The sequence below is a fragment of the Prevotella rectalis genome (genome assembly GCF_900607215.1).
GTDB classification, from domain to species: Bacteria; Bacteroidota; Bacteroidia; order Bacteroidales; family Bacteroidaceae; genus Prevotella; species Prevotella brunnea.
The window spans coordinates 832,971-847,360 of sequence record NZ_LR027822.1 but is presented as its reverse complement, the minus strand read 5'-3'; the positions used below and the strand labels follow the sequence as shown (position 1 = coordinate 847,360).

Below are 14,390 nucleotides of genomic sequence, written 5' to 3'. Positions count from 1 at the left end.
GTCAATTTTGAAAATTACACTTTGTTTTCTGCGTGCGCACATGAATATAATTGGCAAAAAACGCGGCAGAAAATAAAAAATCCAACACTCAATTTTACAAAGTGCTGGATTTCAGAGGTATAAAATTCAGTATTTTTTCACAAGGACAAATTATCTCCGACTTAAATTGTTTGTAATCGGAACATTTATTCTATTCCTGAAAATAGAAATGTATGCTTGCCGCACATTTTGGCTATCTTGCTTTTTTATCAAGGATATAGATAATGCGACATACACCGTTGGGATAGCTTTTCAAAGAGGAAAGCGTCCAGTGTTGCTCTGGCAGAGCCGACTTAAAAAAATGTCGTCCGCTTCCGGATATGAAAGGAACGGTGTATAGTATGATTTCATCCACAGCGTGCATCCGCAGCAGTCCGTTTATATAGTCTGCCGTGTCCGGTGTGGCTTCCGCGAGGTAACGGATGTTTGTGCAGTCTTTTCTCCATTCGTGCAGCATTGAAATGGAATAGTCCGGTGTCACACGGTAAAAGGCTTTCTTCCTGATTTCATCAAGACCGCAACGGTCAAGGCACAAATCCTGATGTGCTTTATCATATAACTCTGAAGAAAGACATCCGTCCATCGTCAGTACGGCGAGAATCTGAACTTTACCCATAATCGTTTCCTTTCGTTAGGCAAGGGTAAAAAAGTAGCGTGCAATTCACACTACCTTCAAGCGATGGCTCTGGTAAAGCCTTTACGGGTCAGTCGTAAAACCCAGTTGCACCCCTCTCCCCTCATGCACATAATTTCATAAGCCTGTAAAGGAAGAAAGGAATATCCGTTACTCCCCTGAACTGTGCCCTGAAGGCTTTGACTTTTGCGTTGAAGGATTCAGCATTGGCATTTGTGGCTCTGTTGACAAAGAAATTGAGTATGCTATCATAATGGTTCTTAAAGGTGTCAATAACCGTATAGAAGTTGTCCACCCCCAACTTCTCCACCTTATTAAACCACCTTGCCAGTTTCAGCCTTGCTGCGTCCTTGATGCTTCCGGCATTATAAATATCGGTAAGTTCCATGGCCAGGTCATAGGCTTTTTTGAGTTCCGGGTAGTTTTCAAAGATTATTTCCGCCCTTAGCCTTTGCGATTCCGTCCACTTGGACTTGTGTTTAGTCAGTATAAACTTCGCCCTGGCAAGTAGTTGCTTACGTGTGTCACCGTTGCTATATCTGAATGGCTTGTAGGTTTCGTTCTTGGCTTTGGCTTCCTTCATCTCCTCATTTTCTCTGTCCCTTGCCATCCACCGGTAGGCTATGCGCATGTCGTCCAAAGCGTCATAGTAAAGTTTCTGCACATGAAACCTGTCACTGGTGATGAGTGCCTTGGGGAACACCGTGCGCGCAATGATCATCATAGAGGAAGACAAGTCGAGCGTTATCTCCTTGACAGTCTTTCTTTTGGAAAGGTCAATCTTTTCCAGAACACGGATCACATCTTCGGCTTTTGTTCCCCTGACCACAGCTACCAGCGTACCCCTGCCACCTTTGCCAGCCTTGTTGGTCAGAAACGTATAGACCTCACCGCTGCTTAGACAAGTCTCATCGATACTCAGGCTCTCTCCCAGGTTCTCATCAAACAGCAGCCAGTCTCCCGCATGCGACAACTGCTCCCACCGGCGATAATCGCTGAAATGCTCCTTGTATTGTTGGGAAAGCTGCTTACCGTCTACGCCATAATGAGAGCCGATACCTGTAATGCTCTCCGCAGTAGACTCAATTCTATTCTTTTAAAAAAGAAACGAACTCAGGGGATAGTTTGCTGCCCTCAGCCGTCAGGTCATCGTAAGAATAACTGAATATCTCACCCGTGGAACTGTCACGCCATTTTCGACGGCGGACATGAAGGTAAACGGGCTTACCACGAAGGGGAAAGTCTTGGACAACCCGTTCGGCGGTAAAGCCGTAACTGCTTACTGTGCCGGACTTGCGGTCTGCTTCTTCCATAAAGTTACGCTCATCCAACCAGAAGTCTATCTGGGAAATGCTCTCTTGGATATCTATCACATCAAAATAATCTGCGAGTATCTCTGGAAAGATACAACGCAACAATTGTTCGCTATTCATAATGCAAAGGTAACAAATACTTATGAAATTATGTGCATGAGAGGGAGGGGATGCAACTGGGTTTTACGACTGACCCGCCTTTACGGAGAGTACGTGAATGCACGCTATGCGTAAGCATAGCATAAGCATCACGCAATCGTCTCCGTAGTTCCAATTTACCAGATTTTCGCTTGAAACGCCTTGCGGTCTTATCCTATATGTTGGCGGCGAAAAGCTCCTGCCAATCGCCGTTTTTCTCAAATGTTATGCAAAGATAGCCAAATTCAGTGAATTACGGGCTATGATTGCTTGAATTTATATTTAAGTCCATACTCTTCAAGTTTGCTGTATAGTGTTGTCCTGCCTATGCCGAGCAGTTCTGCGGCGACACTCCGGTTGCCGTTTGCCTGTTTCAACGCACGCAATATCCGCTCCTTATCCTCCGCGTCATTGCGCAAGGCGAAGCTGACAGTAGAGGTCGGTTTCGTCACGGCAAGTTCCAGATGCTCTTTCATGACAACACCTTCCTGCGCCTGCAATACAGCACCCATAACTTTCTGCCGAAGTTCCCGCACGTTGCCCGGCCATGCGTGTGTCAGCAACGCTTTACGTGCTTCGGAACTGAACCCGCTCACGCTACACTCCAGCTCTCTGTTTGCCATATCACGGAAGAACTCTGCCAGCGGCATAATGTCTTCTTGACAGTCACGCAACGGAGGAACGGTTATCCCGAAGTCGTGCAGGCGGTACAGAAGATCCTGCCGAAAACGCTTTTCATTCACCGATACCTCCAAATCTTCATTGGTAGCAGCGATGATGCGGACATTGAAATTCCGGTCTGCCTTGTCTCCGACCGGGCGATACCGCCTCTCCTGTATGGCACGGAGCAACATCTGTTGGGTTTCCAACGCGAGGTTTCCTACCTCGTCCAGAAACAACGTGCCGCCTTCCGCCTCATGGAAATATCCTTTCTTGGCATTGTCCGCACCTGTAAATGCACCTTTGACGTGTCCGAAGAAAGCCGACGGTGCAAGCTCTTTGGAGAGTGAACCGCAGTCCACCGCCACAAATGGCTTGCCTGCACGTTTGCTCTTGTCATGCAACAGGTGGGCAATATGCTCCTTGCCCGTGCCGTTCTCACCAAATATCATCACGCTCATATCGGTGGCGGCTACCAGCCTTATGCGGTGCATGATTTTCTGAAAGGCGGAACCTTCACGGGCGAATATAGGCATACGGCGTTGTCCTGCCTGACGTTCTTTCAGTATGGAACGGATCAGGGGGACAAGTTTATCCTCCACAAGCTGTTTGGGAATATAGTCTATCGAGCCGAGTTTCATGCTTTCCACGGCGGTATTAACTTCGGCGTAGTCGGTCATAATGATGAAGGGCTGCATCTTTCCCTCCTTTCGCATCCAGCACAAAAGGTCTATGCCACTGCCGTCAGGCAGACGCAGGTCGGCAACCACGATATCATTATCTGTTGCCTGTTGCAGATGTTTCTTCGCGGTTGAGAGGTGGTAAGCCTTCATATTGCGGTAGCCCTCCCGTGACAGCATATTGCAGACATATTCGCAATACACGATGTTGTCTTCCACCACAATTATTTTTGTCTTATTCATCTTCGTATTTTCTCCTTTCCTCTTCTGCCAACCGTATTATTTCCACTCCCTTATCCAGCACGGCAGTCACGGCATGGCTTAACGCTTCACCATCCGGGAGAGCATCGCCACGAAGCAATCCGTAAAGTACATTCAGCGGTTGGTCGGCACGGAGCACCTCCCACGAACTGCGCAGGTGGTGGATCAGGGAATCCAGCTTTTGCAGGTCTTTTTCTTTTGCTGCATCCCGTACCGCCTGCATTTCCTTTTCTGTTTCAGTTATCAACTTTTCCAGCATGACGGCTTCATTGCCATAGGACAATAAGGCGGAAAAGTCCGGTTTCCCGTCCGGTGTCGCTTTTATGGCACACCTGTCGGAAACCTCCATCAGTTCCGATATGGAGAACGGTTTGAACAGGCATCCGGCAAAGCCTTTTGCCAATAGTTCCCCTTTGTTACAACTGCCCGAAGCGGTTGCCACAACCACCGGGATTGTTGGTGAATTGCCCACGTTGGACGAACGCAACAGTTCCAGCAATTCGAAACCGTTTATATCGGGCATATTCAAGTCTGTCAGCAACAGGCTGTATTCTTTCTGGCGTATCATTTCCATCAGTGCCGCAGCATCGGTGCAAGTGTCGCAGTGTATTCCTTCTTGGGAATACATCTCTTTCAGCATCAGAAGTAATACCTCATCATTGTCAATGGCGACAACATCATGGAATTTATTGTTATGATAAACAGGTGTATTGCTTGTATATCCAAGCTGTTCTTCAGCTTCCTGCATAGAAATTTCAACTGTGAAACGACTGCCTTTCCCTTTCTTGCTGTCTAAACGGATTGTTCCGCCAAGCATCGACACAATATTACGCATTATGGCAAGCCCAAGCCCGAAACCCTCCTTTGCGGCGGCATTTGATAGACGTTCAAACGCACCGAACGCTTGTTTCTGTTCCTCTTCTGTCATGCCTGTACCTGTATCTTCAACGACCAGTGTCAGAACTCCATTATCATATTCAGTAATCAAAGAAACACCGCCTTCTTCTGTGAACTTGACAGCGTTTGACAGCAGGTTATTCCCGATTTGTATTATTCGCTCTTTGTCGGTCAATACAATGGCATCGTGTCCAGTCTTCACGGACAAGGACAGCCCTTTGTTCACGGCAACAGGCATGAACTCCGTTTCAAGTGTGTGCGTGATTGCTGAAATCCGGCAGGGTGACAGACGGGGCTGTTCCTTGCCGTTGTCCAGGCGGAAGAAGTCAAGCAAAGTGTTAAGCATATCCCGCATACGGTCGGAGGATTGCAGTATGTTTTGGATATACTGCCCGGACTTATCCTCACACTGTTCTTTCCGTATCAGTCCGGCATAGCCTGTTATTGCTGTCAGCGGTGTGCGCAGTTCATGGGTGATAGTATGTACCGCCTTCTTCCTTGACGTTATCAGTGCCTCGTTCCGTTGTACGGATTGTTCCAGTTGCCTTATCAAATCAGTTGTCTTGTGCTTGTATTGTTTAATGCTTTTTGCATCACGATGTATGATGATGTAGGAAATTAACAACAATAGAAGAACGAATCCCATTAAACCGCCTACTTGCATAAATGACTTTTCACGCATGGCAACTATTTCGTTTTCCCGGCTTTGCAGTTCGGTTTGTACCTTTTCTTCTATTTGGCAAATCAATTCTTGCAGTTGTCTGTTAAGTTCTGCATTACGAGCTGCAAGGCTGTCGGCTTGTTCCGACAATTGGCGATCCTGCACTTTCTGTTCGCTGATTACGTTTCTATTGACCGAATGAAGGATAGTGGTTGATACTGCTGGAGTTACTTCCTTTTTTTTGCCGAATATGCCTAAGAAACCTTTTCGTTTTGGCTTTTTGGACTGTTCCTGCACACTTTTCTGTACAATAACCGGAATTTGATTGGCTATCTTCTTGTTAATAGATTGTTGTTCATCCATTAACCGGACTATCTGGAACATCTGTCGTTCCTTATCCTCTAAAAGACTGCGCACACTATCGATGCGCTCTGCTGGATAGGTGGCCTTGAAACGGCAGAGCATACTGTCCATTGCCATACGCCGTGCATGGTAATGCTCGATATCTTTATCGTTCCATTCCAGTATTGTTTCACCCAATAGAGAAAATTTTATCATTTGAATATTGATATTGTTTATTTCTTTTCGGAGCTCGTCTATTTTTTTATTGCCAAGTTCTAATGCTTCTATCTCCTGCCATTCATAGAGGCTATTATATGCCATACATCCGATAAGAATGGAGATAAGTATATATCCCAACCGTATTGCCTTATAGAAATTTCCTGACCGCTCCATTATTTTAATGACATTGATTTTTGGAACATGAATAAAAGTTTATCTTTTTCGTTCATGCGGATATTATCAGAATAACCGTCTTTTGTTATTTGATACCCACATGGCTTAACCATAAAAATGCCTAAGCCCTTAGTGTACGAACTTACTTCTGAGGCATAGTCTTTACTTGTATTTAATGGAACTTTCCCTTTAATATGACACCACTCATTATTACAACTGATGTCTTCAATCTCAGACATCAGTTTTTGCAAATCTGTAATAGCTTTGGAACTCGCTACTTGGGGTATCTGCAACTCAAAACAGAGCATCGGTTCGAGAATGTCCACACCTGACTGTTGCAAAGCCAGCCTGAAGACATAAGGGGTCAGCTGTCTGAAATCAGCAGGTGTACTTACCGGGCTATAATACTCGGCTTGAGTAAAAGTTACTTTCAGATCTGTCACTTCCCATCCATGTAAACCAGATTGGCAAGACATACGAATCCCTTCAAAAACGGCATTTTGAAAAGAATGGTTCAGATAACCATAGGAGATGTCACTTTCGATTTGCAACCCTGCCCCTAACGGTAAGGGTTCAAGAGTCAGCCCTATTGTGGCCCAGTAAGGGTTGGGTGGTACTTCGATCTGAATAATCTTATTGACCTTTTTTATAGGTCGTTCTTTGTAGATAGTCTTGATCTCATCAAAATGGACCTTTACGGAAAATCGTTCTTCCAGCAATGTCTGTATGATTTCCTTTTGGGTCAAACCATATAACGAGATTTCCAATTCATCACTATATGAGTTTATGGAAAAGGACAAAGACGGGTCTTCAATCCACAATGTATTCAGAGCGGATATCACCTTGCTTCTCTCTTCGGGCTTATTTGGCCGGACGGAGGATTTGAGAGCGGGATGCTGATGAGATAATCCTTGAATCAAACAAGGTTTAGCACCTAAATAATCTCCGATTCGAAAATCTTCTATATCTTCTACAATCGCGATATCATTGGCACCCACTTCATCAACATTTATCTCTCTGCCCTGATAAATAGTCTTTAGATTTTTAATCTTGATGAATTTTTCCGAATCGTTGATTCTTACAACGTCTCGAAGTCTCAGACTTCCGTCAATTATTTTAAGAAAACTTCTTTTATGCCCTTTGGGGTCATGCTCTATCTTATAGAGATAAGCTGAAAGTCTGTTTGAGACTGATGCCGGAGGAAGTATAAAAGAAGAAATGGCGTCCAACAACTCATTGATACCGATATTGAACATTGCTGATCCATGTAGCACCGGATAGACTTTGGCTTTTGCCACAAGAGCGATTATCGTATTCCAATAATCAGCCGGTGAAATTTCGCTATCCGCCAAATATCGTTCTAATATATCGTCGTCATGGTTGCATACAAATTCTTTGTATTCTTCCTTTATATATGTTTGGGAGCAAACCGGATAAACCGATCCATCGACAACAGTTTGCATAAACAGGACATCTTGCGACAGATTTGTTTTTATATCCATATACAAACGCTCCAAATTCACACCGGCACGGTCAATCTTATTGATAAATATAATTGTCGGGATTTGCAGCTTTTGTAAAGTACTGAACAGCAACTTTGTCTGCGCTTGTATGCCTTCCTTTGCGGATAAGATGAGGACTGCTCCATCAAGCATTTTGAATGTCCGCTCCACTTCCGCAATAAAATCCATGTGTCCCGGAGTGTCAATGATATTGCATTTCACTCCATTCCAGATAATAGATGTCGTAGAAGCCCGGACAGTAATTCCTCTACGTTTCTCTATATCCATAGAGTCCGTTATGGTGTCACCATTATCCACACGGCCGCACTTTTCCGTTGCTCCACTGGCAAACAGCAGATTCTCGGTTACGGAAGTTTTTCCTGCATCAATGTGAGCAAGAATTCCTAAATTTATAATATTCATTTGGATTAAGCAATAATATACTACAGTAGATGCATTGTCGAAACGCACCTTTTAATACCTCCTCGTAGCATATGAGAACTACAGGATTACTAACTCGTATTAATATGTATATTATTACTGCCGCATAACGATTACAAAATTACACAAAAAAATATATCTAACAAAAGTGGGAGGATTTTTTAACTTTTTACCATAGACATTTTATTAGGGAAGCGTAGGTTCAACTGGCAAGTACAAATAAGTAGAAATGTTTGAACAACACCGTTTTAGGAAGTTGAAAAATCAAGTTTCTCTCTCGGTATAGCGTTTATTTTGGCCAATATCTTCTTTAGTTTAGCATTTGTGTATTTCCCATTCGTGTTCTATTTAGCTCCTTATTATGAGTATGTAGCAAGTTACTTATCAAATTCAGCCTCTTTGAGGGTCAAATATGGTTTTGCAAATGGTGACTGACAAGACATAAACAAGGTCAGCAGGAATTTTTTACATAAATGGACATGAATGTATATAACCTAAAATAAGAATAAATTTTAATAAGGGCTGCCCAAAAAGAAAAAAATGCAGTTGCCATCCTATAGATACTTGCAGAAAGGATAAAATTTACTTTTAGACCTTTTGGGATAGCCCTTATTAATACTTCAGATAAAATTCCTTAGGTTATATTTTCAATCCTTTGGACCGGGTTTCCTCCTTGGCATACAGTCCCGGACGCCCGATTATGACATGGTTGGCAACGATACTATCCGCCGGACTGCGTATCTGCGGCGGTGCATTTTCGGGATATTGCGCCTGCCTGTTCCTCACATCTTCCGCTTCCGGCTTGAGCTGTTGCCCTTCATTCTCCTTTTCTGCGACTTCGGGCGTGGGTGGCGCAAGCTCCAGCTGAATTTTTCGGTCAAGGGCGGCAAGTTCGGACTTCAACTGCTTCAGCTCGTCCTCCTTCTTCCACACCTTACCCGCTATCTCCTGTAACTGCGGTATCTCCATCTCCAGCACCTCGTTCTTCGCCTTGTACTGGTCGATGATGGAGGGTATCCTCTCCATCGCGTTGAGGAAGTTGCGGGCGGCGGCCAACGGGTCAGCCATCGCCAGATGCCCGTTGTTGTAGGTGTACTTGTAGTTCCCCTCGACCACGAAGCGGTTGTCGGTGAACTCCAATCCCTCTTTGAGTATCCTTTCGCTCACCACCTTTATCGGAAAACCGTAAAGTTCACCGACCTGCGTGTACAACCCTCCGGTCGTGGCATTCTTGGCTATCTCCTGCAAACGCTTTCCGATGACCTTCTCATCGGCGGAATCCACTCCGTCCACCTTTATTATATTAAGGCGGTTGCCCTCCTTGTCGGTCTGCACCACCGACAGGAAGCGGTTCCAGTCCTCCGTCATGGCATCTATGAAAGCCGTGTTGTTGCGCAACTCGCCGGTCTTTGACTCCAGCTTGAACTCCGAATCACGCTTGCCCTTGTTGAACGACTTGCGTTCCCCTTCGAGCGATGCGATCCGCTTTTCCAGTTTCGCCTTGTCCAACAGGTCGGTATTGCCGGAGAGCAACGCCATGTATTCCGAGAAATTCATGCCCGATTTTTCGTCCATTGCCCCCTCGTCGATGGTACGCGCACCCATCGCACCGCTTTTGAGCTGGCTTATGAAAGTCTGCTTGCAGTGCAGGAGGTTGAACTTGTAGCTGTCCAGTGACTTCTCCACCGCGTAGATGATTACATCCACGTTGTTCCCGGCGAAATGTTTGGCAATCTCATTACCTGCCCTAACTCCGCGTCCGTCACGCTGTTGCAAGTCGGACGGTCGCCACGGCGTATCGAGATGATGGATAGCCACACACCGTTTCTGGGCGTTCACACCCGTTCCGAGCATAGAGGTAGAGCCGAACAGCACACGCACCGTCCCGGCGTTCATGGCGTCTATCACCGCCTTCCGCGCCTTGTCGGTCTTGCACTCCTGAATGAAGCGCACCTCGCTTGGCGGTATACCGTAGTCCTCCGTCAGTTTGCGCTTGATTTCCGAATAGACGTTCCACCCGTCGCCCGGCTGGTATGTCCCCAAATCAGAGAAAACGAACTGCGTGCCTTTCTGGGCGTCGTATTTTTGATAATACTCCGCGATCATCTTGGCACAGTGACTCGCTTTGTTGTCGGGATGATCTTCGTAATTCGGGTCTATCATGCGCATGTCGAGTGCCATTTTCCGGGCATAATCAGTTGTTAAGAATCAAGGGAAACAGAGGGAAAAGCAAGGAATGTAACTATTTGAAATATCATCATTTAGCATTTTTATGCCATTATCGAGTTAGGCGAAAGGAAGCATCAAACGGCAGGAGTTCCGTTACCAAATCGTAACCCATCAAGGAAAAAGCAAAAAGGGGTTACGAATTGAAGGTAAACAACTGTATCATAGGTTTTTATTCTTCATCTTTCATTTTTCTGCATCGCTCAGGAATACTTGTTCATCTGTACCTTTGCAAGCAAAGGAAATTTTGAAAAAACGACAGAAAAAAATGAAGGAAAACAAACTCAAAGTATCGTTCTTCGTTCAGGCGAAACGAACCGACAAGAAAGGACTTGTGCCTGTCATCGGGCGCATCTCCGTTGGCAGAACCCATTCGGGCTTCTCCACCAAGTGTAAGACTCCGCTCGCTCTTTGGGACAGCCGCAAGCAAAGGCTTATCGGCAAGAGCAGCATGGCTGTGTCCGTCAATCAGAAACTTGGTGAATGCACTGCACTTATCCACACACGCTTTCACGAACTCAGTGAAAGAGAAGAATCCTTTACAGCCACAGACGTGAGGGATGCCTATCAGGGGCAAATCCACCGCCAAACCCTGCTCTTGGAGAGTTTCGGGGAGTATCTCACACAGACAAAGGAGCGCATAGGCATCGACCGAGCCTTGAAGACGTTCAAACTTCGTACCTACCAGCTCTCCCTGCTCCGTGAGTATGTGCAGAAAAAGCATAAAGTAAGCGATATACCCCTTTCACAGTTGGATAAAGCATTTATCGAGGGATTCGAGTATTATCTCACCATCGAACGCAGACTGAAACGCAGCAGCATATCGAGTACCTTGTCTACTTTGCAGACCATTGTCCGCATAGCGGTAAAGAAAGGTGTGCTGGACTTCTATCCGTTCTTGGGCTACAGTTACGAGCGACCAAAGGGTGAACCGAGAAGCATTACGCAGGAAGAACTTGAGCGCATCATCAACTTGGAGATTGAATGGGAGAACTATCGTTTTGTCCGTGATTTGTTCGTCTTTTCTTGCTTTTCAGGGCTTGCCATCTCCGATGTCCGCAATCTGAGAGAGGAAAACATTGTCTTGGAAGAAGGCAAACTCTGCATCAAGGGCAGACGCATGAAGACCAAGACCCCGTATCGTGTACAGGTGCTTCCCCCTGCGCTGACTATCATGAATCGTTATAGAGGGATAAGGGCAGGCTTTGTCTTTGACGTGCCGACCACCGACATTGTCCTCAATGGTATGCACTACATACAACGAAACATCGGCATGGAAACTCCGCTAACCTTCCACATGGCTCGCCATACCTTTGCTTCGCTTATCACGCTCTCGGCAGGCGTTCCTATCGAAACGGTGAGCCGTATGCTCGGACACACCAACCTGAGAACGACACAGGTATATGCAGCGGTTTCCTCCGAAAGAATCCATCGGGATATGCAAGCGATACAGCAGCGAATACAAGATACATTCACCTTAAAACTTTGAAATTATGGCACGAAGTACATTCAAGACACTCTTTTATATCAACCGCTCCAAAGAGAAAAAGAACGGCAAATGCCCGATTATGGGGCGCATCACTATAGACGGAGAGCAAGTGCAATACAGCACGAGAAAGGAAATCGCTCCTGAACTTTGGGATAGTCGTAAGGGAAGATGCAAGGGAACGGGCGAAGAGATAAAGGAAATCAACCGCTATTTGCAAACCAAAGAGGAACAAGCCAAAGCAAAGTATCAAGAATTGGTATGGCAGCGTGGCTATATCACCGCCGAACTGTTGAAACGTGAACTTATGAAAGAGGACAAGCCCAAAGGTTTTCTTATGGAGGAAGCACGACTTTTCATAGAGGAAAAGCGTCCTTGCGTAGGAATAACGGTAGCCAAGCCGACCTTTGCCAACTACATCTATGCCACACAACTCATTGAGGCTTATTTGCGTGAACGCTTAGGGCTGGAGGATATCCGCTACTCATCGCTTGACTATGGTTTTATCGAGGGGCTGGACTTCTACCTTAAATCAGAGCGCAATCTTTCTCTTGCCACTATTCAGGTAGCGGTCATCTTCCTTAGGAAACTCATCGGCATCGGCCAGCAGAAGAAGTATATCCGCATCGACCCTTTTGCGGACTACAAGGCAGAACAGCCACACCGCACAAGGCGTTATCTCACAACGGAAGAACTACAGCGGATACTGCAAACACCCATAATTGACAAGCAGTTCGAACGGGCAAGGCAACTCTTTCTTTTCTGCGCCTTTACTGGTCTGGCTCGTGTGGATATGCAACGGCTCAGGCTAAAGCATATCATCCGTAATGCAGACGGCACGGAGGAAATCCGAATCAAAAGGCAGAAAACCAATGTGGAAGCGATTATCCCACTTCTGCCCATTGCCAAACAAATCCTTTCGCTCTATATAAAGGACAAGAAAGCGGACGACTTGATATTCCCCAATCTCACAATTAGGAAGGCATCTTTAGCTTGTGTGAACATCGGTCAGATATGCCGAATAGAGAAAGGCTTGACCTTTCACATGGCTCGCCACACATTCTCTACCACGATATGCCTTTCCAACGGCATATCAATGGAAACACTCAGCAAGATGCTCGGACACAGTAATATCGGTACGACACAGATTTATGGAAAGATAACCGACCACAAGATACAGGAGGATATGACTGCACTCACAGACAGGGAGCATACTGTATTTGAGGGTTATTGTGAGTCGATAGCACGGCAGAACGTTCCATTGCAACAAGCATAAAAAGGAAGTAATTACCAAACATTTATTATTCACGATTGAAAACCAAATGATTATGAAAAAGAACAACAAACAGGAACTTTCTTACTTTCGATTGAAATTAAGAAGTTACATGAGTGAGCATCACCCCGAGAGATTGCAAGATACGGAGTTTATCACTGCAAAGGCAGATATGGCTCTCACAGTTTACTGCGATGCCGTGGCGCAAGGTTTCACGCACCCCGAAGCGGAAAGCATGGCAAACGAGGTTTTGTATCAAGGCTTGCACTTTTCCAAGTATGATACGCTTGTATCCGTGTTTGAGAATGAGTTTGAAAGGGAACTGCCTGCACCTCTCCCAGAGAAACTCGTACCTATATTGTTGTCGAATAAGGCTATTCAAGCCACATTCGACAAGTTCGGTTTGACGGACACATTTGCTTCTGACGAGCAATACGACCGTCTTTACACCGAACTCACAGGCACGATAGTGCTGCTTACCAAGAGCAATCATTTGCCAATAATCGGTCAGACGGAGAGGTAAGCCCAAAGGCGTTGTAAGCAAAGGCACACGCAAAGTCCCTGATGCCGTTTCTTATCGTGCAAAGGTACAACGGCAGCCAATCTGCCCTGACAAGGTCAAGTCCTGCGGATGGAGAGAAGAATCTCCACCGCAGGATTTTTCTTTTCAAGTTGGTATTGCCATTTTCAATATTCGTGCGGTCGTATTCATCTCTCCCAACCTTGCAGGGCTGGGCTGCCGTAGAGAGTATAGGCACGACAAGAATACGGCATACTCAGGCTCTTTGGACGCAAGGCGTAACAGCCAACAATAGATAGGACTGACTATAATACGGACTATCTGTTGTTTGTACAATTTATTGTCATGACTATCTGTTGTCATGACTATCTGTTGTCATGACTATCTGTTGTCAAAACTATATATCGTCAAAACTATATATCGTCAAAACTATATATCGTCAAAATAATCTATCGATAAAACTATCTATCGACACTTCGACATCTCGATTTGTCGAACTATCGAATTATCGATAAAACAACAAAATAATAAAAGGAAAGAGCCGGCACCTCATCTCATTACCGCAATAACACAGATGGATCTCCTTTGGTCTTTTCTCTTGTTTTCTCTCTATTTCCCTGCTTTTCCTCATTTCTTGCAGCGGTGCTTCCGAGGGTTTACTTTTGCACTCGATAAGTACGGCAATGGACTGCATAACAGTTTGTTTGCCGAGTAACAATAAAGTAATCAAAACAAAATCAAGGCAATGAAACTCATTATCATCGACCGCAAAGCGTGGGAGCGGCACTGCTCCGAATTTGCAGACTTTATCCACAGTATTGAACAGCTTATCGGCAATCCGCCCGAAACGGACGAATGGCTCGACAATGAAGCCGTATGCCGCAGGCTCGGCATCAGCAAACGCACCCTGCAATCCTATCGCGA

At 45.5% G+C, this 14,390-nt stretch carries 11 protein-coding genes and 1 pseudogene; 5 read left to right on the top strand and 7 right to left on the bottom strand.

Annotated features, from left to right (window positions below; translation table 11 throughout):
- Nucleotides 1–232: 232 nt before the first annotated feature.
- From E0E16_RS11845 to E0E16_RS11810, 7 genes and pseudogenes are all read right to left on the bottom strand, one after another.
- Nucleotides 233–655 carry a dihydrofolate reductase family protein gene (locus E0E16_RS11845; protein WP_004291474.1) on the bottom strand — a complete coding sequence of 141 codons (423 nt, stop codon included), beginning with the start codon at nt 653–655 and terminating at the stop codon, nt 233–235.
- Nucleotides 656–776: 121 nt separating this feature from the next.
- Nucleotides 777–1,760 carry an ISAon1 family transposase gene (locus tag E0E16_RS11840; RefSeq protein ID WP_439650607.1) on the bottom strand — a complete coding sequence of 328 codons (984 nt, stop codon included), beginning with the start codon at nt 1,758–1,760 and terminating at the stop codon, nt 777–779.
- Nucleotide 1,761: 1 nt separating this feature from the next.
- Nucleotides 1,762–2,106, bottom strand: a complete 345-nt coding sequence (locus E0E16_RS11830) for an ISAon1 family transposase N-terminal region protein (RefSeq protein ID WP_130829820.1) — start codon at nt 2,104–2,106, stop codon at nt 1,762–1,764.
- A gap of 278 nt (nt 2,107–2,384) precedes the next feature.
- The gene (locus tag E0E16_RS11825) at nt 2,385–3,707 is read right to left on the bottom strand and encodes a sigma-54-dependent transcriptional regulator (RefSeq protein ID WP_004291471.1); all 1,323 of its coding nucleotides are present in this window, start codon (nt 3,705–3,707) and stop codon (nt 2,385–2,387) included.
- A complete protein-coding gene (locus tag E0E16_RS11820) occupies nt 3,700–6,018 on the bottom strand; it encodes a hybrid sensor histidine kinase/response regulator (RefSeq protein ID WP_004291467.1) in 2,319 nt (772 codons plus the stop codon). The genes E0E16_RS11825 and E0E16_RS11820 overlap by 8 nt, the downstream gene beginning before the upstream one ends.
- Nucleotides 6,018–7,943 carry a tetracycline resistance ribosomal protection protein Tet(Q) gene (tet(Q), locus tag E0E16_RS11815; RefSeq protein ID WP_004291466.1) on the bottom strand — a complete coding sequence of 642 codons (1,926 nt, stop codon included), beginning with the start codon at nt 7,941–7,943 and terminating at the stop codon, nt 6,018–6,020. Before tet(Q) ends, E0E16_RS11820 begins: the two co-directional genes overlap by 1 nt.
- Nucleotides 7,944–8,600: 657 nt before the next feature.
- Nucleotides 8,601–10,166: pseudogene (locus tag E0E16_RS11810) on the bottom strand (helicase-related protein); the annotation flags it as partial.
- A 289-nt stretch (nt 10,167–10,455) separates the two neighbouring features.
- Between E0E16_RS11810 and E0E16_RS11805 the strand changes: the two are divergent.
- The 5 genes from E0E16_RS11805 to E0E16_RS14475 form a co-directional block, all read left to right on the top strand.
- Nucleotides 10,456–11,676 (top strand): site-specific integrase, encoded by a 1,221-nt coding sequence (locus E0E16_RS11805; RefSeq protein ID WP_025064855.1) that lies wholly within the window; start codon nt 10,456–10,458, stop codon nt 11,674–11,676.
- Between the two features lie 4 nt (nt 11,677–11,680).
- Nucleotides 11,681–12,949 (top strand): site-specific integrase, encoded by a 1,269-nt coding sequence (locus E0E16_RS11800; protein ID WP_130830440.1) that lies wholly within the window; start codon nt 11,681–11,683, stop codon nt 12,947–12,949.
- Between the two features lie 52 nt (nt 12,950–13,001).
- A complete protein-coding gene (locus E0E16_RS11795) occupies nt 13,002–13,469 on the top strand; it encodes a DUF1896 domain-containing protein (protein WP_130830439.1) in 468 nt (155 codons plus the stop codon).
- Between the two features lie 41 nt (nt 13,470–13,510).
- The gene (locus E0E16_RS13715; protein WP_165444219.1) at nt 13,511–13,765 is read left to right on the top strand and encodes a hypothetical protein; all 255 of its coding nucleotides are present in this window, start codon (nt 13,511–13,513) and stop codon (nt 13,763–13,765) included.
- Nucleotides 13,766–14,211: 446 nt separating this feature from the next.
- Nucleotides 14,212–14,390: DNA-binding protein (locus E0E16_RS14475; protein ID WP_181951357.1), on the top strand; the 179-nt coding region annotated here is incomplete at its 3' end.